This is a genomic window from Shewanella sp. NKUCC05_KAH (assembly GCF_019345585.1).
Classification (GTDB): Bacteria; Pseudomonadota; Gammaproteobacteria; order Enterobacterales; family Shewanellaceae; genus Shewanella; species Shewanella oncorhynchi.
Window position 1 is genome coordinate 244749 of sequence record NZ_JAHKQZ010000005.1, and the last position, 17593, is coordinate 262341.

Sequence of the window (17593 nt, forward strand, 5' to 3'; positions counted from 1 at the left end):
TCCTTAAAATGTCGCTTGTTTATTCGAACTTTTCGCCATTGCATCTTCACGAGTGATAAGACCGCGATTGACTAAGTTCTGTAAACATTGCTCTAAGGTCTGCATTCCATGGGCCATACCTGTTTGAATTGCCGAATACATCTGCGCCACTTTGTCTTCACGAATTAAGTTGCGGATAGCGGGCGTGCCCATCATGATTTCATGGGCGGCGACACGGCCTCCTCCCACCTTTTTAATCAGGGTTTGCGAAATAACCGCTTGCAGCGATTCAGACAACATAGTGCGCACCATATCTTTTTCACCGGCGGGGAATACGTCGACCACACGGTCAATCGTTTTCGCGGCAGAAGTAGTATGCAAGGTACCAAACACTAAGTGGCCTGTTTCAGCGGCGGTCATAGCCAAACGGATGGTCTCAAGGTCACGCATCTCACCGACTAAAATCACGTCTGGGTCTTCACGCAGTGCGCTTCTAAGCGCCGCATTAAAGCTGTGGGTATGGCGGTGAACTTCACGTTGGTTAATCAAACATTGCTTATTTTGGTGAACGAATTCGATAGGATCTTCAATGGTTAAGATATGATCATGTCGATTTTCATTCACGTAATCCACCATGGCGGCAAGTGTGGTACTCTTACCCGACCCCGTAGGTCCAGTCACTAGCACCAATCCGCGAGGGAAACTGGCAATTTTTTTAAAAATTTCCGGCGCACCCAATTGCTCAAGTGACAAAATGTCACTTGGAATGGTACGAAACACAGCCGCTGCACCACGGGATTGATTGAATGCGTTAACACGAAAGCGTGCAAGATTAGGGACTTCGAACGAGAAATCGATTTCTAAATGTTCTTCGTAGTCCTTGCGCTGCTTATCATTCATTATGTCGTACACTAAGCTGTGTACACCTTGATGATCGAGCGCGGGCAGGTTAATTTTTCTCACTTCACCGTCAACACGGATCATGGGAGATATCCCTGCAGAAAGGTGTAGATCCGAGGCTTTGTGTTTTACACTAAATGCCAATAACTCAGTGATTTCCATCGTTTGGGATATCCTTGCAACTAGATAATTACATCATGACAACAATAGCAGACAGACTCGCAATCGCACAGCGCAGGATCACACAAGCAGCGCAAAAATGTGCCCGCCACCCCAGCAATATTCGCTTACTTGCCGTCAGCAAGACTAAACCTATTAAAGACATTATAGCAGCCTACCAAGCGGGTCAGCGTTGCTTTGGCGAAAACTATGTCCAAGAAGGCGCTGAAAAAATTACTGCGCTCAAGGGGGATTTCCCGGACATAGAATGGCATTTTATCGGCCCACTTCAATCCAATAAAACCAGCATAGTCGCCCAGCATTTCGATTGGATGCATACCCTCTCACGCGACAAAATTGCCCTACGTCTCAATGAGCAACGTCCGGCCGAATTGGCGCCATTAAACGTCTGTATTCAAATTAATATCAGTGCTGAAGACACAAAATCTGGCATAGATGCGGCTCAAATGCTGCCACTGGCCGAACTGATAGCTCAGCTACCTAACTTAGCACTGAGGGGCCTGATGGCAATTCCAACGGCAACCGCGGATACAGAGTTACAGCTTAAAGAGTTTTCCATGTTAAACAATCTATTTCAAGAACTTAAATCGCATTATCCCGCTGTAGATACGCTTTCAATGGGGATGAGTAATGACCTAGATACAGCGATTAGCTGCGGTTCAACTATGGTGCGTATTGGCAGTGCCATTTTTGGTGAGCGCAATTACGCAGTGTAAAATCCACTTTAGGCATTTAGTTAGAGGTCAGTTTAACCTTGTTTTTAGCACTTTATGCCCAAATACTGTATTTAAGTACACCGAACATTAACGATTTAAGAGCAATTAGCGAGAGTCGATAATCAGGCTCAGTCATTCAAATGACTAACCGTTTTATCATCTTAATTTAAGGTGAAGATGTTACAAGTTAACGGTTAACACACTGAAGAGAATCAAATGGATCAACAGAAAATCTGCTTTATCGGTGCCGGCAATATGACGCGCAGCATCATCAGTGGCTTAGTCAATAGCGGCTATCCAGCTCAACTCATCCAAGCGACTAATCCCAGCCAAGGTAAACTCGATGCACTAAAAGCCGATTTTGGGATTTTGGTTTCTCAGGATAATTTAGCCGCGGCACAAGCTGCCGATGTCATAGTACTTTCGGTAAAGCCACAATTGATGCAACAAGTTTGTGAAGCATTACAGACAGTCGAGCTGTCGAATAAGTTAGTCATCACTATCGCTGCGGGCATTAAAGCAAAGCGATATACCGACTATCTGGCACAAGACATCAAGCTTATCCGCGCCATGCCAAATACGCCGATGCAAATTAGTGTTGGTATGACTGGCCTCTATGCGCCTCAAAGCATTACTACCGAGCAGAAAGCCATTTGCGATCGTTTGATGTCAAGCGGCGGCGAAATAGTGTGGGTAAATGAAGAGTCAGATTTAGATCAAGTGATTGCACTATCGGGCAGTTCACCGGCTTATTTCTTTTTGCTAATGGAGTCTATGATAGATGCAGGCAAAGAAATGGGAATGGATGAAACAAAAGCCAGAAGTTTAGTGCAGCAAGCTGCGCTTGGCGCTGCTATGATGGCAAAGCAAAACCCACAACTGACTTTAGGTAATTTAAGGGAGAATGTTACTTCAAAGGGCGGCACCACCGCACAGGCGCTGGCGACATTTGAAGCTGCGGATATGCGCGGCTTAGTAAAAAAAGCCATGGAAAACTGTATTAATCGTGCAGAAGAAATGGCTAAAACATTTTGATCCACTAACACGTTTTTATATCGAACTTTAATAGGTAGAAATCTCGATGAATGCATTTACCTTTTTAATCACCACTCTATTCGATCTCTATTTGATGGTGGTGATTTTGCGGATTTGGTTACAACTGGCAAGGGCTGATTTTTACAATCCTTTTAGCCAATTTATTGTTAAAGCAACTCACCCGCTCATCGCACCAATGCGCCGTATTTTGCCTTCCTTAGGGCGATTTGATACCGCATCTTTCGTCCTCGCATTATTGGTTGTGATAGCCAAGCTGCTACTAATTAGCCTCATTGCGGGCGGTGGCATAGACATACTGTTATTTTTGCTGTTTGCCGTTGTATCTGTGGTCAAAAAAGCAGGGGTACTGCTATTTTGGATGCTATTAATACGCGCAATCTTAAGCTGGTTTAACCAAGGCTATAATCCAATTGTAATGATCATGGGTCAGTTAACTGAACCCGTATTAGCACCAATACGTCGTATCATACCGCCAATTGGTGGTTTAGATTTATCCGTAATGCTGGTCATTATTGGTATGAATTTCCTCAATATGTTACTTGCTCAATATATCCCTTATTGGGCAGTGATCTAATGAGTGCAGTGACTTTGCAGCAAGGTGACTTGCTGCTCAATCTCTACATTCAGCCTAAGGCCAGCCGCGATCAAATTGTAGGGTTGCACGGTGATGAGCTAAAAGTAGCCATCACTGCGCCCCCGATAGATGGCAAAGCGAATGCCCATTTAAGCAAGTACTTAGCAAAAGCTTTTAAAGTGCCAAAGAGCGATATTCACATAGTAAAAGGTGAACTTGGCCGACATAAACAAATCCGCATTATTGACCCTAAGATCATCCCAAGTGTCATTACTGAACTGATGGGGCAAGATAGTGAAAGGTAATTCAGTTGAAAGATCAATCAGTTAAAGAATCGTACAACTGAAAACGAATTAATCCTTTGAATACTATTAATTTATTGAAAAAAATAGTCACAGCGGCCCTATAATCCAACATTCCCTAATATGAGGTATCCCATCATGTTCCGTAATCTTCTCGCTGTATTAGCCCTCACGGCCAGCCTTTGCGGTGTTGCAAATGCCGAGCAAAAAGAAACTGTCGGCAATTTTGATATTCATTACATGGCACTTGGCAGTACATTTTTAACGCCTAGCATAGCCAAATCCTATGGCATTAAGCGCAGTAACTACACTGGCATCATCAATATTGCCGTATTAGATATTAGCGAAGCGAATAAGCCCGCAGTACCCGTTGAAATTACTGGAGTTGCTAATAATTTGTTAGATGCGCGAATCAATCTAACGTTTAAAGAGATCCGCGAAGGTGATGCGATTTATTACATTGCCGAAGTGCCCTACCGCGATGATCAGGAAATCAACTTCAATATCGCAATTAAATATGGCAATCAACTGAACACGAACTTACAGTTCAAGCAAAAATTCTACGTTGAATAAACCTATTTTATACCTTTGTTGGCGTTGCTTTCCTGTAGCGCCAACCCCTTTCCCTGTCCTTTACTATTGAGCTTGGGTATCATAGTGCCAACGCACGTCGTCCCATTTATGATAGGTATTCCATGCAACAAATCGTCCTCGCCAGCGGTAATAAAGGCAAACTCGCCGAATTCGATCAAATGCTCGCAAGCTACCGTGTCACTGTACTGCCGCAGAGCCAGTTTAATGTCAGCGAAGTAGCAGAAACGGGTACCACTTTTGTAGAGAATGCCATTATCAAAGCAAGGCATGCCGCCGAAATCACCGGACTTGCGGCCATTGCCGATGATTCGGGTTTAGAAGTGGATTTACTCCAAGGCGCTCCAGGCATTTATTCAGCACGTTACGCAGGCGAAAATGCCAAAGATCAAGACAACGTATTGAAACTACTTGAGACGTTAAAAGACCAGCCAGCACCTCGCGGGGCAAGATTCCAATGCGTACTGGTATATATGCGCCATGCGAAAGACCCTACCCCGATTATTTGCCAAGCCTCATGGGAAGGCCAAATCGACTTTAGCCAACGCGGCGCCAATGGCCATGGTTACGATCCGATTTTTATCCCTGAAAATTATCAATGTAGCGCGGCAGAGCTGAGCAGCAACGAGAAAAATGCCTTAAGTCATCGTGGTAAAGCTCTAGTGCAACTCATCGCCGCCATGCAAGCCCAAGGCGTATTAACAGGCGGGAATGCACAATAATGTCGTCAACTGCCGTGACTACTGCAATGAAGCTCGAACTGCCACCACTCAGTCTGTATATCCATATTCCCTGGTGCGTACAAAAGTGTCCCTATTGTGACTTTAATTCCCATGGCCAAAATGGCGAACTGCCACAAGAGGCTTATGTTGATGCGCTATTGGAAGACTTACGCCAAGATTTACATCTCGTCCAAGGGCGGCAAATTCATACCATTTTTATCGGTGGCGGCACGCCATCATTATTCGATGCTAAACAAATCAAACGCATACTCGATGGTGCCAATGCGCTAATTCCCTTTAGTGACAATATCGAAATCACTATGGAAGCCAATCCTGGCACTTTAGAACACGATGACTTTAGTGCCTATCGTGCAGCGGGCGTCACTCGTTTATCTATCGGGGTGCAGAGCTTTTCTAAGGATAAACTCAACTTACTCGGACGTATTCACGATCAAAACGAGGCACAAGTCGCCGCTCAAAAAGCCAGCCAAGCGGGATACTTGAGTTTTAACCTCGATTTAATGCATGGATTACCGAACCAAAGTTTTGCTGAAGCCATGGCTGATATCGACACGGCAGCGGCGCTGAATCCGCCCCATCTATCTTGGTATCAGTTAACGATTGAGCCCAACACCCTATTCCACTCAAAACCGCCGCAGCTGCCCGATGACGAAGCGCTCTGGCATATCTATGAGCAAGGTCAACAAAAGTTGGCCGCATTAGGGTATGAGCAGTACGAAATATCCGCCTATGCAAAACCTGGTTACCAATGTAGGCACAATCTCAACTACTGGCAGTTTGGGGATTATCTAGGCATAGGCTGTGGCGCCCACGGCAAAGTGACGCTGCCAGAAGAAAACCGCATCATACGCACGGTAAAAATTAAACATCCCAAGGGATATCTAAGTGCCCACAACTACACCTTCGAATGGATTGAAGTTGTAGAGGAAGACCGCGCGCTCGAATATTTAATGAATCGCCTGCGTCTGATGACACCTATTCCTAAACAAGAATTTGAACTGCGCACAGGACAACACAGAGACACATTGACCGAAGGAATGGAAAAAGCCAAACTACGCGGTTTACTCACAGAATCCGCTGAACATTGGCAATTAACCAGTAAAGGTCATATGTTTGTTAATGATTTACTGACACAATTCTGCTAAGCCTGCCGTTAAAATAGCTCTATAAATAATGTGTTAGCTTTCAATAGTGCAGTTTAATACTATTACTGCTAACACATTTTCTAACACTAATATCCATACATTCTTGTTCCGCTTCTTTAGTATTGATGCAAATCAATCTAGGAAGCCTGATCATGCCAATAAAAACTAAAATCAGCTTAGTCGCACTGACCCTTTCAGCTCTGCTGACCATTCCCGCGTATGCAGCATCAACTGCGCCAGCCTTACACAGTACAAGCGAACCTGTAAATGCAGTAGCGCAAACCGAATCAGAAAAAGCCAATGCCCTGTACGAAACCATCTTCATGGAAAACATTATGGCGAGTCCCATTTCGCAGACCTATATGGGGATCAAGCAAGACTATGATAAATGGGATGAACTAGGTGATGCCGCAGATGATAAAACCCTAGATCGCACAAAAAAACAACTGGCGCGGGTCAATCAGATTGATGCGACCAAACTCGATCCACAAACTCATCTTAGCCTCACGTTACTGAAGCAAAATCTGCAAAATGATATCGAAGATGACCAATGGCGCTATCATAATTACCCTGTGAATCAGATGTATGGTGGCCACTCTATGATCGCCTCCTTCTTAATTAACCAACATCAAATCACAGATGTCAGCGATGCCAAGGCCTATATCAGCCGCTTGAATGGCGTGCCCAAACGCTTAAGTCAATTACAGACAGTATTAGCCGTTCGCGCAGATAAAGGCATTATCGCGCCTAAGTTTGTATTCGCTTATGTGATTTCAGACAGCCAAAACATTATCAAAGGTGCGCCTTTTGATAAGGGCGACGATAGTGCGCTACTCGCAGATTTTCGCCGTAAAGTGAACCCATTAGCGATTCAAGAGACAGAGAAGCAAGCACTGCTTAAACAGGCTGAGCAAGCACTCGTTACTCAAGTTGAACCCGCCTATAACAAGCTCATCAGTTACGTCAAAACCTTAGCAGCCAAAGCTGATGACCGCGATGGTGCGTGGAAACTCCCTAACGGCCCCGCCTATTACAATAATGCCTTGGCACGAACGACCACGACAAACATGAGCGCCGATCAAATCCATGACTTAGGTCTTTCTGAGGTGGAACGTATTCACAATGACATGCGTGCCATCATGAAGAAGGTCAATTTTAAAGGCGATTTGCAGCAATTCTTTAGCTTTATGCGTGATGATCCCCAGTTCTACTACCCCAATACCGCCGAAGGCAAAGCCGCCTATTTAGCTGAGGCGACTAAGTTCATCGACAATATGAAGTCGCGCTTGGATGAAGTGTTCAAAGTAAAACCTAAGGCCGCCATGGTAGTGAAACAGGTTGAAGCCTTTAGGGAAAAATCCGCGGGTAAAGCCTTCTATGAACAACCAGCGCCGGATGGTTCTCGTCCAGGTAGCTACTATGCAAACCTATATGACATGAAAGCCATGCCGAAATACCAAATGGAGGCACTGGCCTATCACGAAGGTATTCCGGGTCATCACATGCAGATCGCCATTTCCCAAGAACTTCAAAATATTCCTAAATTCCGCAAGTTTGGTGGTTATACCGCGTATATCGAGGGCTGGGGTTTATATAGCGAATCTTTCCCGAAAGAAATGGGACTCTACGCCGATCCCTATTCTGACTTTGGTCGTCTAGCAATGGAGCTATGGCGTGCATGTCGCTTAGTCGTAGATACTGGTATCCACGCTAAAAAGTGGACCCGCGAGCAAGGCATTGCCTATTACGTAGATAATACGCCCAATGCTAAATCGGATGCGGTGAAAATGGTTGAACGTCATATCGTTATGCCATCGCAAGCGACAGCCTATAAAGTAGGTATGATTAAACTACTAGAGCTAAGACATAAAGCAGAGCAACAGCTTGGCAGTCAATTTGATATCCGCGACTTCCATACGCTAGTACTTGCTAACGGCGCATTGCCACTGGACGTGTTAGAGCAACAAGTCGATCTCTGGATAGCCAGCAAGAAGAAGGCCTAATACCCTGATGTTTTAATGCCTTAATGCCTCTAGTCGTGAAGCATTGTTAACCTGCTTCACGACTAAAGCGACATCGATGAAAGTCTTAAGCTACGCCCAATAAAAAAGCCACTCGAAAGTGGCTTTTTTATTGGTACCATTATCCAGTTAGATAACAGAACCCTTCTCACTGTGGGTCACTATATTTGTTGCATTAATATATGCTTTAGCACTCGCCTTCACATCATTTAACACACAGTTGCGACTTTAGGGTACAGGGAGACAAAACTTGTGTTCAAGGCTGCAAACCATCAATAAAAAAATTACCTCAGCGATAAGGCTGAGGTAAACCAAAAACTAGGATGATGGTTTAAAGAGCCAACATTGTTTTAGTTCTCAAACTTCTGTTGGCTGTGATCCAAAACTGCATTAACGCCGACCTGTATACAAAAATTGAAAGGGGTCATTTCCAATAAACGTATAGGACTCAGATCATTCCGAATCAACTGTTACCATTGTATTCAATTAAGAACAGAGTTCAAGGATGTTATAAAAAAGTGCTTTAGAACACCCTAAAAAACCATCAGCAAATGTACTCACCAACTCAATCTAAAGTATTGATTTTAAATAGCCATAAAAGTGCTTGGTTAATTTGAAATCACATAAGGCTGCTTTTGAGAACAATGTTTCCTATTTTACTGACGTTTACTGAATAATTCGACATAGGGTGCATCCCAATACGGCGGCGTTCCTATGTGATCTTTGATGAATTCGATAAAAGAACTGACCTTAGGTGCTAAGTGCTTACGACGGGGATAAACCGCCTGCAATGGCAGATGGTGGGTCAATTGCCAATCCTTCAGTAAAGGCACTAATGTCCCCTTGGCAATCTCATCTTCCATCAGATAACTCGCAAGATACACAACCCCAAGACCACTGATTGCAGCAGATTTTAATGCAGGCGCATTATCCACCCTGAAATTACCCGATACGCCAATTTCACAGTAGTCATCACCCTTCTTAAATTGCCACATGCTGTGCTCGTGCCACTCTCCTTGATAGACCAAACAGTTGTGGTCAACTAGCTGCTCAGGTCGAGTTGGCTCGCCATGTTGAGCAATATAGCCAGGCGAAGCAACTAACAGGAATTGGCACTTCATCAGCGGTCTAGCAACCATGCCAAGCGGTAATTGCTCAGACATAGTTAACAGTAAGTCTAAGCCTTCGCTCACGACATCCACTTTATGGTCCAGTAAGCTCACTTGTAGCTCAAGCTCAGGATGTTTTGCCATAAAAGATGGCAACGCAGGAATGATATGCATCACCCCAAAGGATTGGGAAATACCCACCTTGAGCACGCCGCGGGTCGCATCATTTAAGTTATGCACGCTGGCTATCGCTTGTTCAGCGTCACGCAGCAGTTCTTCACCTTGCAGATACAGCAAATGCCCTGCTTCAGTCAGACTTAAGCTGCGGGTGGTACGTTGAATTAATTGAACACCAAGTCTATGTTCAAGATCGGCGACTTGTGTACTGACCTTAGACTTAGAGATCCCAAGCCTTCTTGCGGCGGCACTAAAACTACCTGCTCTGGCCACATGAGTAAAAATCGCAATAGGTTCTAACAGTTCTAACATGGAAGTCGCCTTAAGCTGTTTACGACAATGATATTAACTTTCGGTGAGCAGCTATGGTTAGCGTAATCATCGCTTAAAAATAACCATAGCATTGATATCTCGCATCAAAATGATATAACGCAGAGATTTAGACCGAAAAAGTCCACTAAAGTAGGGGGTTATATCTGACTGATATGCCAGCTTTTAATTATATTTTAAGAGTATACCAAATATTCGTCTCTAGACTGTAACATTCCGAACTAAATCGCTGCAAGCCTAGCCTATAAGCCACATCAACTTAGCCATAACGGTTGTCACCACGATTAAACCGTAGCCAATAAAAAAGCCCCTAGTCGATAAATTGACTAGGGACGTAGCATTCAAGTTTGACTCATGCACAAGGAGATAGAAGTTATTGCAGTTAAAACTAAGGGCGATTCGCAAGAACTATTTACAAGAACTATTCACGCAGTTCCTTGGTTGAGTTTTGTGTCAACACATAAGGTGCTAGTTCTGGCACTTCTTGGCGCAATTGATTTTCAAGCACTAACAAATTTTCAAATCGGTCGCACAAACGGTCAGCCTTAGCTTCTAATCCCTTAGATTGGCTCTCAACTTGTTGCTCAATATCTTGGCCTAAATTGTCCATTTTTTTGGAGAAGGTATCCATCTTGGCTTCAAAATTCTCACCGCCACCAGACATGATTTGGCCACCTAAGTTCATCATAATTGCGCCAATTGAATTCTGGACAATTTGTTCCATTTCCTGCTCGAATTCATCGTTAAATGTACTTTGCATCGAGTCTTCAGTCGCCCCTAAATAGAAGCTATCACCATTCTTATAAGCCACTGAATCAACCCGTTTTTGAACGCCAGCCATCATTTCATCAAATTTTGCACCAGCGGCATCACCCATTAAAGGTGTTAAGGCCATACCAACCGCTTTGGAAGCAAGAGATACTGCCTCATTCACCAGTTCAATCACTTCTGGCACTTGAGTCGAAACTTCATCGGCATATTGAGTAACCAATTTTTTCTGCTTGTCGGTTAAGTTAACTTGCTTACCTTCCACAAATAACTTGTCAACTTCGATACGATACTTTTCTGTGCCCTTCTCGCTCATGACTAATTTTTTAGGCTCAACCATAACGTCATAATTTAAGGCGACTTCACAGCGTTCATCTATTTTTGGCTCTGTTTGTGCTTGCGCCAGCTGTACGCTAGATGTTCCTAAAATCACGCCAGATAATGCAAATCCAGTTAATAACTTATTTAATTTCATTTTTGTTCGTCCTTTAATCTGAATAATTCGATAAACCTAAACTACTGAATAGCTTATAGCAGGAGATGTGCCAACTTTATAACAATATGATTATGTTGGATTTTGAAATTTAGCACTAAAAGGTCATTAGCGAAATTCGCTAACATTTAGTCTGATAGTGCTAATAAAAAACGAGAGATAAGACTAGAAAATAGAACGACCGAGACGCTGACTGAGATGCTCAAGCATCGCAGTGCCCGCAAGTGAGTTGCCATTATTATCGAGTTCTGGCGACCATACACAAATCGACAGTTCTCCAGGGATCACGGCAATAATACCGCCGCCGACGCCACTTTTACCTGGCATACCAACACGATAAGCAAACTCACCAGCACCATCATATAAGCCCGAGGTTGCCAACAGAGCGTTAAGTTGCCGAGTTTGCACTTGAGAAATAAGCTCAGTCCCTGTGATACTTTTGCCGCGATTAGCCAAATACAACATGGCCTTAGACAAGTCAGCACAATTCATCTTCAAGGCGCAATAATGAAAATAGGTGCGTAACACAGTATCAACATCACCTTGAAAATTACCAAATGACTTCATCAAATAAGCGATAGCCGCATTGCGCGCACTATGCTGATATTCTGAATCTGCTACTTGTTTATCGAAACACACTTTATCGTTTTGGCTTAGTTGCCTGACTAACTCAAGCATTCTGTGTTTAGGTGCGCCTAAACGACTCTGCAATAAGTCAGCAATCACTAACGCGCCAGCATTGATAAATGGGTTGCGCGGCTTGCCACGTTCTAACTCGACTTGTACTAAAGAGTTGAATGAATGACCCGAAGGTTCTTTGCCAACACGGCTCCAGATTTCGGCTTCTTCATATAAAGTTAACGCTAAGGTTAAGCTGAAAACTTTGGAGATACTTTGAATCGAAAACGGCTCAAGGTAATCGCCCGCACCTAAAGTTTCACCGTCAACAGTCGTGACGGCAATGCCTAATTTGCCAGCATCAACGCTGGCCAGTGCGGGGATATAATTTGCAACCTTTCCTTGGCCGAGCAAGGGTCGAACTTTCTCGACCACTTCCTCAAGTAATGCCAACTCGGGCATTAACCCCACCAAATGTCGTACAGTTCGCTAACTTCAACCTGAGACACTTTTTGGGTCGCCCAGAATGCCTTAACTGCAGCAATATCTTCTTCGGTACATTTCCCAATCGTTTGAGTGGCGATAATGCCTTCCCATTCGATGTGGCCGCCGCCATGGAAACCTAATTTACGGGTTTCGATCACTTCATCGATGAATTTATCTACAGTTGCATCGATATCGGCTTCAGATACTGATGCATCAAAAGTCCAAGCCATATCGAAACCTAACTCTTGGAATTCATCAACGCGCATTTTCTTACGTAAACGACGGCTACGATTAGTTGCCATAGTGATTTTCCCTTTTGTGTTTAAAATTAGCTAAAATTGAGTTCGTGATTAAGCGATACGCTCAAACATCAGATCCCATACACCGTGACCCAGTCTATGGCCGCGGGCTTCAAACTTTGTCAATGGACGATGATCAGGACGCGGCACAACACTGCCATCGGCCGACTGGTTTTGATAACCCAGTGCGGCTTGCATCACCTCTAACATATGCTCGCTGTACTCTTCCCAGTCAGTGGCCATATGGAACACACCGCCAATTTTTAGCTTGCGACGAATAAGTTCGGCAAATTCAGCTTGTACGATGCGGCGTTTATGGTGACGTTTTTTATGCCAAGGATCTGGGAAGAACAATTGCACTCGGGCTAATGAACCGTCAGCAATCGCATGTTCTAATACTTCCATGGCATCGTGATGATACACACGTAAATTAGTCACACCAGCAATGGCGGCATCACTGAGGCAAGAGCCTACACCCGGTTTATGTACTTCAATACCAATGAAATTTTGCTCTGGTGCATCTTTAGCCATTTGTACTAAAGAGGCGCCCATGCCAAAGCCTATTTCCAGCACAGTATCAGCTTCACGACCAAAAACGTCGCTTAGTACCAATGGCACTGGGCTGTAATCTAAACCCATTGTTGGCCACTGGCTTTCAATAGCGTGTGCTTGGCCTTTGGTTAAGCGACCTTCTCTCAGGACAAAGCTTCTGATCTTGCGCAGATACTTGCCTTCTTCATTAAATTCAGCGGTAGTGACTTCGCTCATTTTTGCCTCGTCTAGTGGACAACACCATCATAAAAGAAGGGCATTATCCAAAGTTCAACATACAGTGCAAGCACTAATGGGGCGAAAGTATACCAAGATTATTTAAGAGTGCGAATTTAGCAGCGATTTTTAGCTTTAGATCCCTTGCCAACTTATCTTTGACGCTTGTCTAAGAAGATAACTGCCGCTACACTGCGCCGATGAAATCTACAGCCTCCTTCGCTACACGTATCGTCTCTTGGTACGACAATCACGGTCGTAAAACCCTCCCTTGGCAGCAAGATAAAACCCCATATCGCGTATGGGTTTCTGAAATTATGCTGCAACAAACTCAGGTTGCGACTGTTATTCCCTATTATCTTAAATTTATGGCGCGTTTCCCCGATGTGTTAGCACTTGCTAACGCGCCAGACGATGAGGTATTACATCATTGGACCGGTCTTGGCTATTACGCTAGGGCGCGTAATCTGCATAAAGCAGCCAAAATAATCCGCGATGATTATCAGGGATTATTTCCAACACATTTTGAACAAGTGCTCGCCCTACCTGGCATCGGCCGCTCGACGGCAGGCGCAGTATTGTCATTGTCACTTGGGCAACATCACCCCATTCTCGATGGCAACGTAAAACGTGTATTAGCAAGACATGGGGCAATCGCAGGTTGGCCAGGGCAAAAGACGGTTGAAGAGCAACTTTGGCAACTGACGGATGCCTTCACACCGCAGCAAGATATTCAGAAATATAATCAAGCCATGATGGATATCGGCGCCAGTATTTGCACTCGTAGCAAACCTAACTGTGCCGCTTGCCCTGTAGCGATTGATTGCAAAGCTCAACTGATTGGCAGACAAACCGATTTCCCTGGCAAAAAACCTAAAAAAACCATACCAACCAAAGCGGCGTGGATGTTAGTGATGATGCAAGACAACCAAGTCTTTTTAGCTAAACGTCCGCCAGCGGGAATTTGGGGCGGACTCTGGTGTTTCCCTGAATTCGCTACCCAAGCCGCCCTTGAAACTCATCTTGAAGAGCAAGGGTTTGATGCGCAGCAACTCGAATGGTTAACTGGCTTTAGGCACACATTTAGCCACTTTCATTTAGATATTCAGCCCATGATGCTTAATCTAGATAAAGCCCTCGGCAATAAAGAGAGCGTGGGCGCTGTCATGGAACAAAACCAGTCTCTCTGGTATAACATAAGTCATCCTTCCAAAGTGGGACTCGCCGCCGCCACCGAGCGCGTGCTAGCCAATTTGGGATCACTCGTTCAATCCGCAGTCAGTAAGGAATAATCATGGCGCGTACAGTCAATTGCGTATATTTAAATAAAGAAGCCGACGGCCTAGACTTTCAACTGTATCCAGGTGATTTAGGTAAGCGCATTTTTGATAACATCAGCAAAGAAGCTTGGGGCCTATGGCAAAAAAAGCAAACCATGCTGATCAACGAGAAAAAACTCAACATGATGAATGTTGATGATCGTAAATTTCTTGAAGAACAAATGACCTCTTTCCTATTTGAAGGTAAAGATGTTGAAATTGAAGGTTTTGTACCAGAAAAAGACCAAGATTAATTCTGGTCGTTAGTCGGCCCTAAGTATAAAGCTTACAAAAAAGCGCCTTTCGGCGCTTTTTGTTTATCTAATGGCAGAATAAAGAGTTACTTACGCACGCCTTCAACCACTAGATCTAACTCAACATGGCTAGATGCTGGACCTAAATCCATCTTGATACCGAAATCTTTCATCGCAAAGGTGGTTGTGCCCGTAAAACCGGCACGGTAGCCACCCCAAGGATCCTGACCTTCACCCACAGCATGGGCCTTGATCGCTAATGGTTTAGTCACACCATTTAAAGTTAAGTTACCGTTAATCACTAAATCGCCATTTCCTTTATCTTCCACCGAAGTAGATGCAAAGGTCGCTTTAGCGAATTTGCCAGTATTAAGGAAATCTTCACCGCGAATATGTTTGTCACGCTCAGCATGGTTTGAATCGACACTTAATGTATTCACTGTGACATTCACTTTCATCGCAGTTGGTTTAGCCGCATCGTAGCTAAAATCGCCGCTAAAATCATTAAAACGCCCCACCACATAGCTATAACCTAAGTGATTCACTTTAAATGTAATAGAAGCGTGAGCGCCTTCATGATCAATCACATAGTCAGCAGCTGAAGCCGCCACAGGAGCCAATAGAGATACACCAATCAGTGCGCTTAACAGTTGCTTTTTCATTGTATTATCCTCGTTTAAATTTAATCATTCTAAGTAGGGTAGTGTCTTTATCGATAAAGTGATGTTTTAATGCGCCCGCCGCGTGAATAACGACCAGCGCGATCAAGCAGTAAGCCGCATACTGGTGAATATCACCCGCGATATCAGCTTGGTTTTCAAACAAAAGTCCCAATCCTGGTAGTTCAAACCAATCAAACACCCAGATACCACGGCCATCTGCGGTTGAGATTAAAATGCCAGCAGTCATGATGACAAAGAGCAAGATATAAATAATAAAATGCGCCAAATGTGCGGCCGTCTTTTCCCACGGTTTATGACTCGCCTCAGGTACAGGCTTGGGATTAACTAAGCGCCATACCAAACGAAATATTGTCGCAGCCAATAACAGAATCCCAATACTTTTATGTAGATGCGGCGCAGTCTTGTACCAAGTACTGTAGTAGGTTAACTCCACCATCCACACACCGACTGCAAATAACCCAATCACGACGAACGCACTCAACCAATGGGTCACAATGGCGGTAATTCCATAAGCAAACTGACTATTTCGAAACATACTGCGACTCCGTACTCGCGTTGTCTTCATGCTATCCATGAAATAATATTCATTATCATAAATCTAAATTTAAAAACTAAAATCAGTAAAAATCGCTTATATCTTTCTAAATTTTAGAAAGTAAGCCAAAAATCATGATCTGTGAGCACAAAGCTATAGTAAACATCAGTATCCCTCTGACTTGAAAAATACAGCCAACGAATGAAATTGAACTGAATTCACAGAATAAGAGATAAAAAACACCCAAGATGTGCATTAAACAGCCGAACGAGTGATTTATCAGGAAAAAGCACTTGCAGAGGTCAAACACCCTAGATAATATAGCCCCACTTCGAACGATACGGCTTAGCCAACGAGTTCAAAGTAGTTAACTAACACTTAGTTTAGTTGCCCGAATAGCTCAGTCGGTAGAGCAGAGGATTGAAAATCCTCGTGTCCCTGGTTCGATTCCGGGTTCGGGCACCATTATTCTGTAGTAAAAATTGCAGTAAAGATTTAGCCGGCATAGCTCAGTTGGTAGAGCAACTGACTTGTAATCAGTAGGTCCCGAGTTCGACTCTTGGTGCCGGCACCATATAAAACAATGAAACCACTCAATGAGTGGTTTTTTTGTATCTGAAATTTGAATAAAAACTCACAAAGTCTGTGGTCAATCGCAACTGACTTACTCTTGATAATACCAGTAGGTCCCGAGTTCGACTCTTGGTGCCGGCACCATATCAAGCAACGAAGCCACTCAATGAGTGGCTTTTTTGTATCTGAAATTTGAATAAAAACACAAGATGTCAGTAATGAACCGCAACTGATTTACCCTCGATAACAACAGAACAGTTGGCCTCGTGTTTGACTCTTGATACCAGCACCATATCAATAAACAAGCCACTCGCTTACTCTTAGTTGCTCCGCTTAGTTACACCCCATAAATATCAGCCAGCCATCAATCAAAGCTCAACAATACCCACTGCGCCCACAGCCCCTTGCTTGCAACAGATGAGCTTAAACCTTAATTTTTCCTCCAAAATAGAAGATAAATGAATGAGGAAGTTAGGATAAACAGCCAAAAGGAACACCTACTGGCGTTAAAGTGCTGAAACTTTCAGCGGTAAAATAAGGGTAAAACGAAAGAATCAAATAAATAAGCGCATTTTGTTTAATAGTTAATCAGTCACTTAAAAAGGGCTTGCACAGCTAAAGCGAGCACTATATTATACGCGCACTTCGAACGAACAAGGTCTTTAAGACTGAGTTTGAAGTAGTTAACTAACGCTTAGTTAGTTGCCCGAATAGCTCAGTCGGTAGAGCAGAGGATTGAAAATCCTCGTGTCCCTGGTTCGATTCCGGGTTCGGGCACCACTTTTAAGGTAATGAATTCGATTGGGTTTATTACAATGTTTTACGCCGGCATAGCTCAGTTGGTAGAGCAACTGACTTGTAATCAGTAGGTCCCGAGTTCGACTCTTGGTGCCGGCACCATATAAACAATGAAGCCACTCAATGAGTGGCTTTTTTGTATCTGAAATTTGAAGTGTTCAGTACAAAGCGCAACT

18 protein-coding genes and 4 tRNA genes are annotated in these 17593 nt (G+C 43.9%); 14 read left to right on the forward strand and 8 right to left on the reverse strand.

The window, feature by feature from the left end:
* Nucleotides 1-3: 3 nt before the first annotated feature.
* Complete coding sequence (locus KO533_RS07300; protein WP_006082517.1) at nucleotides 4-1041, reverse strand: type IV pilus twitching motility protein PilT; 1038 nt, start codon at nucleotides 1039-1041, stop codon at nucleotides 4-6.
* A gap of 35 nt (nucleotides 1042-1076) precedes the next feature.
* Between KO533_RS07300 and KO533_RS07305 the strand changes: the two genes are divergently transcribed.
* The 8 genes from KO533_RS07305 to KO533_RS07340 all read left to right on the forward strand — a co-directional run bounded on the left by KO533_RS07305 (nucleotide 1077) and on the right by KO533_RS07340 (nucleotide 8189).
* Complete coding sequence (locus KO533_RS07305; RefSeq protein ID WP_219253472.1) at nucleotides 1077-1775, forward strand: YggS family pyridoxal phosphate-dependent enzyme; 699 nt, start codon at nucleotides 1077-1079, stop codon at nucleotides 1773-1775.
* A 216-nt stretch (nucleotides 1776-1991) separates the two neighbouring features.
* Nucleotides 1992-2810: a pyrroline-5-carboxylate reductase gene (proC, locus tag KO533_RS07310; RefSeq protein ID WP_219253474.1), complete on the forward strand. Its 819-nt coding sequence runs from the start codon at nucleotides 1992-1994 to the stop codon at nucleotides 2808-2810.
* Between the two features lie 46 nt (nucleotides 2811-2856).
* A complete protein-coding gene (locus tag KO533_RS07315) occupies nucleotides 2857-3405 on the forward strand; it encodes a YggT family protein (RefSeq protein ID WP_105251874.1) in 549 nt (182 codons plus the stop codon).
* Nucleotides 3405-3710, forward strand: a complete 306-nt coding sequence (gene yggU / locus KO533_RS07320; RefSeq protein ID WP_219253476.1) for a DUF167 family protein YggU — start codon at nucleotides 3405-3407, stop codon at nucleotides 3708-3710. Before KO533_RS07315 ends, yggU begins: the two co-directional genes overlap by 1 nt.
* 135 nt (nucleotides 3711-3845) lie before the next feature.
* Nucleotides 3846-4280 carry a DUF4426 domain-containing protein gene (locus KO533_RS07325; RefSeq protein ID WP_105251872.1) on the forward strand — a complete coding sequence of 145 codons (435 nt, stop codon included), beginning with the start codon at nucleotides 3846-3848 and terminating at the stop codon, nucleotides 4278-4280.
* Nucleotides 4281-4402: 122 nt separating this feature from the next.
* Nucleotides 4403-5020: an RdgB/HAM1 family non-canonical purine NTP pyrophosphatase gene (rdgB, locus tag KO533_RS07330; RefSeq protein ID WP_028761288.1), complete on the forward strand. Its 618-nt coding sequence runs from the start codon at nucleotides 4403-4405 to the stop codon at nucleotides 5018-5020.
* Nucleotides 5020-6186: a radical SAM family heme chaperone HemW gene (hemW, locus tag KO533_RS07335; RefSeq protein ID WP_219253477.1), complete on the forward strand. Its 1167-nt coding sequence runs from the start codon at nucleotides 5020-5022 to the stop codon at nucleotides 6184-6186. Before rdgB ends, hemW begins: the two co-directional genes overlap by 1 nt.
* Nucleotides 6187-6338: 152 nt before the next feature.
* The gene (locus tag KO533_RS07340) at nucleotides 6339-8189 is read left to right on the forward strand and encodes a DUF885 domain-containing protein (protein WP_219253478.1); all 1851 of its coding nucleotides are present in this window, start codon (nucleotides 6339-6341) and stop codon (nucleotides 8187-8189) included.
* A 674-nt stretch (nucleotides 8190-8863) separates the two neighbouring features.
* Here KO533_RS07340 and KO533_RS07345 read toward each other — a convergent pair.
* The 5 genes from KO533_RS07345 to trmB form a co-directional block, all read right to left on the reverse strand.
* A complete protein-coding gene (locus KO533_RS07345) occupies nucleotides 8864-9805 on the reverse strand; it encodes a LysR family transcriptional regulator (RefSeq protein ID WP_006082526.1) in 942 nt (313 codons plus the stop codon).
* Nucleotides 9806-10244: 439 nt separating this feature from the next.
* Nucleotides 10245-11066, reverse strand: coding sequence for a YggN family protein (locus KO533_RS07350; RefSeq protein WP_219233935.1), 822 nt, complete (start codon nucleotides 11064-11066; stop codon nucleotides 10245-10247).
* Between the two features lie 183 nt (nucleotides 11067-11249).
* Nucleotides 11250-12164 (reverse strand): glutaminase B, encoded by a 915-nt coding sequence (gene glsB, locus KO533_RS07355; RefSeq protein ID WP_113939414.1) that lies wholly within the window; start codon nucleotides 12162-12164, stop codon nucleotides 11250-11252.
* Nucleotides 12164-12490, reverse strand: a complete 327-nt coding sequence (locus KO533_RS07360) for a YggL family protein (protein WP_028761293.1) — start codon at nucleotides 12488-12490, stop codon at nucleotides 12164-12166. The genes glsB and KO533_RS07360 overlap by 1 nt, the downstream gene beginning before the upstream one ends.
* A gap of 48 nt (nucleotides 12491-12538) precedes the next feature.
* A complete protein-coding gene (trmB, locus tag KO533_RS07365; protein WP_173497616.1) occupies nucleotides 12539-13255 on the reverse strand; it encodes a tRNA (guanosine(46)-N7)-methyltransferase TrmB in 717 nt (238 codons plus the stop codon).
* 200 nt (nucleotides 13256-13455) lie between these two features.
* Here trmB and mutY point away from each other — a divergent pair, with 200 nt between their 5' ends.
* A complete protein-coding gene (gene mutY, locus KO533_RS07370) occupies nucleotides 13456-14547 on the forward strand; it encodes an A/G-specific adenine glycosylase (protein WP_173243627.1) in 1092 nt (363 codons plus the stop codon).
* A gap of 2 nt (nucleotides 14548-14549) precedes the next feature.
* Complete coding sequence (locus KO533_RS07375; RefSeq protein WP_011788659.1) at nucleotides 14550-14828, forward strand: oxidative damage protection protein; 279 nt, start codon at nucleotides 14550-14552, stop codon at nucleotides 14826-14828.
* A gap of 86 nt (nucleotides 14829-14914) precedes the next feature.
* Here the strand turns inward: KO533_RS07375 and KO533_RS07380 are convergent, their stop codons facing one another.
* Both KO533_RS07380 and KO533_RS07385 read right to left on the reverse strand, forming a co-directional pair.
* Nucleotides 14915-15490, reverse strand: coding sequence for a YceI family protein (locus KO533_RS07380; RefSeq protein ID WP_028761297.1), 576 nt, complete (start codon nucleotides 15488-15490; stop codon nucleotides 14915-14917).
* A gap of 4 nt (nucleotides 15491-15494) precedes the next feature.
* On the reverse strand, nucleotides 15495-16046 hold the full coding sequence (locus KO533_RS07385; protein ID WP_219253479.1) for a cytochrome b: 552 nt from the start codon (nucleotides 16044-16046) through the stop codon (nucleotides 15495-15497).
* Between the two features lie 389 nt (nucleotides 16047-16435).
* Between KO533_RS07385 and KO533_RS07390 the strand changes: the two genes are divergently transcribed.
* The 4 genes from KO533_RS07390 (at nucleotide 16436) to KO533_RS07405 (ending at nucleotide 17519) form a co-directional block, all read left to right on the forward strand.
* A tRNA-Phe gene (locus tag KO533_RS07390) sits at nucleotides 16436-16511 on the forward strand.
* Between the two features lie 33 nt (nucleotides 16512-16544).
* Nucleotides 16545-16620, forward strand: a tRNA-Thr gene (locus KO533_RS07395).
* A gap of 703 nt (nucleotides 16621-17323) precedes the next feature.
* Nucleotides 17324-17399: transfer RNA gene (locus KO533_RS07400), tRNA-Phe, on the forward strand.
* Nucleotides 17400-17443: 44 nt separating this feature from the next.
* Nucleotides 17444-17519 (forward strand) — tRNA-Thr (locus KO533_RS07405).
* Nucleotides 17520-17593: the final 74 nt, after the last annotated feature.

Coding starts and splice junctions, on each gene's coding strand:
- mutY (WP_173243627.1), top strand. CDS start 13,456: ATGAAATCTACAGCCTCCTTCGCTACACGTATCGTCTCTTGGTACGAC.
- KO533_RS07360 (WP_028761293.1), bottom strand. CDS start 12,490: ATGGCAACTAATCGTAGCCGTCGTTTACGTAAGAAAATGCGCGTTGAT.
- KO533_RS07340 (WP_219253478.1), top strand. CDS start 6,339: ATGCCAATAAAAACTAAAATCAGCTTAGTCGCACTGACCCTTTCAGCT.
- KO533_RS07315 (WP_105251874.1), top strand. CDS start 2,857: ATGAATGCATTTACCTTTTTAATCACCACTCTATTCGATCTCTATTTG.
- trmB (WP_173497616.1), bottom strand. CDS start 13,255: ATGAGCGAAGTCACTACCGCTGAATTTAATGAAGAAGGCAAGTATCTG.
- KO533_RS07350 (WP_219233935.1), bottom strand. CDS start 11,066: ATGAAATTAAATAAGTTATTAACTGGATTTGCATTATCTGGCGTGATT.
- glsB (WP_113939414.1), bottom strand. CDS start 12,164: ATGCCCGAGTTGGCATTACTTGAGGAAGTGGTCGAGAAAGTTCGACCC.
- rdgB (WP_028761288.1), top strand. CDS start 4,403: ATGCAACAAATCGTCCTCGCCAGCGGTAATAAAGGCAAACTCGCCGAA.
- KO533_RS07345 (WP_006082526.1), bottom strand. CDS start 9,805: ATGTTAGAACTGTTAGAACCTATTGCGATTTTTACTCATGTGGCCAGA.
- KO533_RS07375 (WP_011788659.1), top strand. CDS start 14,550: ATGGCGCGTACAGTCAATTGCGTATATTTAAATAAAGAAGCCGACGGC.
- KO533_RS07305 (WP_219253472.1), top strand. CDS start 1,077: ATGACAACAATAGCAGACAGACTCGCAATCGCACAGCGCAGGATCACA.
- KO533_RS07325 (WP_105251872.1), top strand. CDS start 3,846: ATGTTCCGTAATCTTCTCGCTGTATTAGCCCTCACGGCCAGCCTTTGC.
- hemW (WP_219253477.1), top strand. CDS start 5,020: ATGTCGTCAACTGCCGTGACTACTGCAATGAAGCTCGAACTGCCACCA.
- yggU (WP_219253476.1), top strand. CDS start 3,405: ATGAGTGCAGTGACTTTGCAGCAAGGTGACTTGCTGCTCAATCTCTAC.
- KO533_RS07300 (WP_006082517.1), bottom strand. CDS start 1,041: ATGGAAATCACTGAGTTATTGGCATTTAGTGTAAAACACAAAGCCTCG.
- proC (WP_219253474.1), top strand. CDS start 1,992: ATGGATCAACAGAAAATCTGCTTTATCGGTGCCGGCAATATGACGCGC.
- KO533_RS07385 (WP_219253479.1), bottom strand. CDS start 16,046: ATGTTTCGAAATAGTCAGTTTGCTTATGGAATTACCGCCATTGTGACC.
- KO533_RS07380 (WP_028761297.1), bottom strand. CDS start 15,490: ATGAAAAAGCAACTGTTAAGCGCACTGATTGGTGTATCTCTATTGGCT.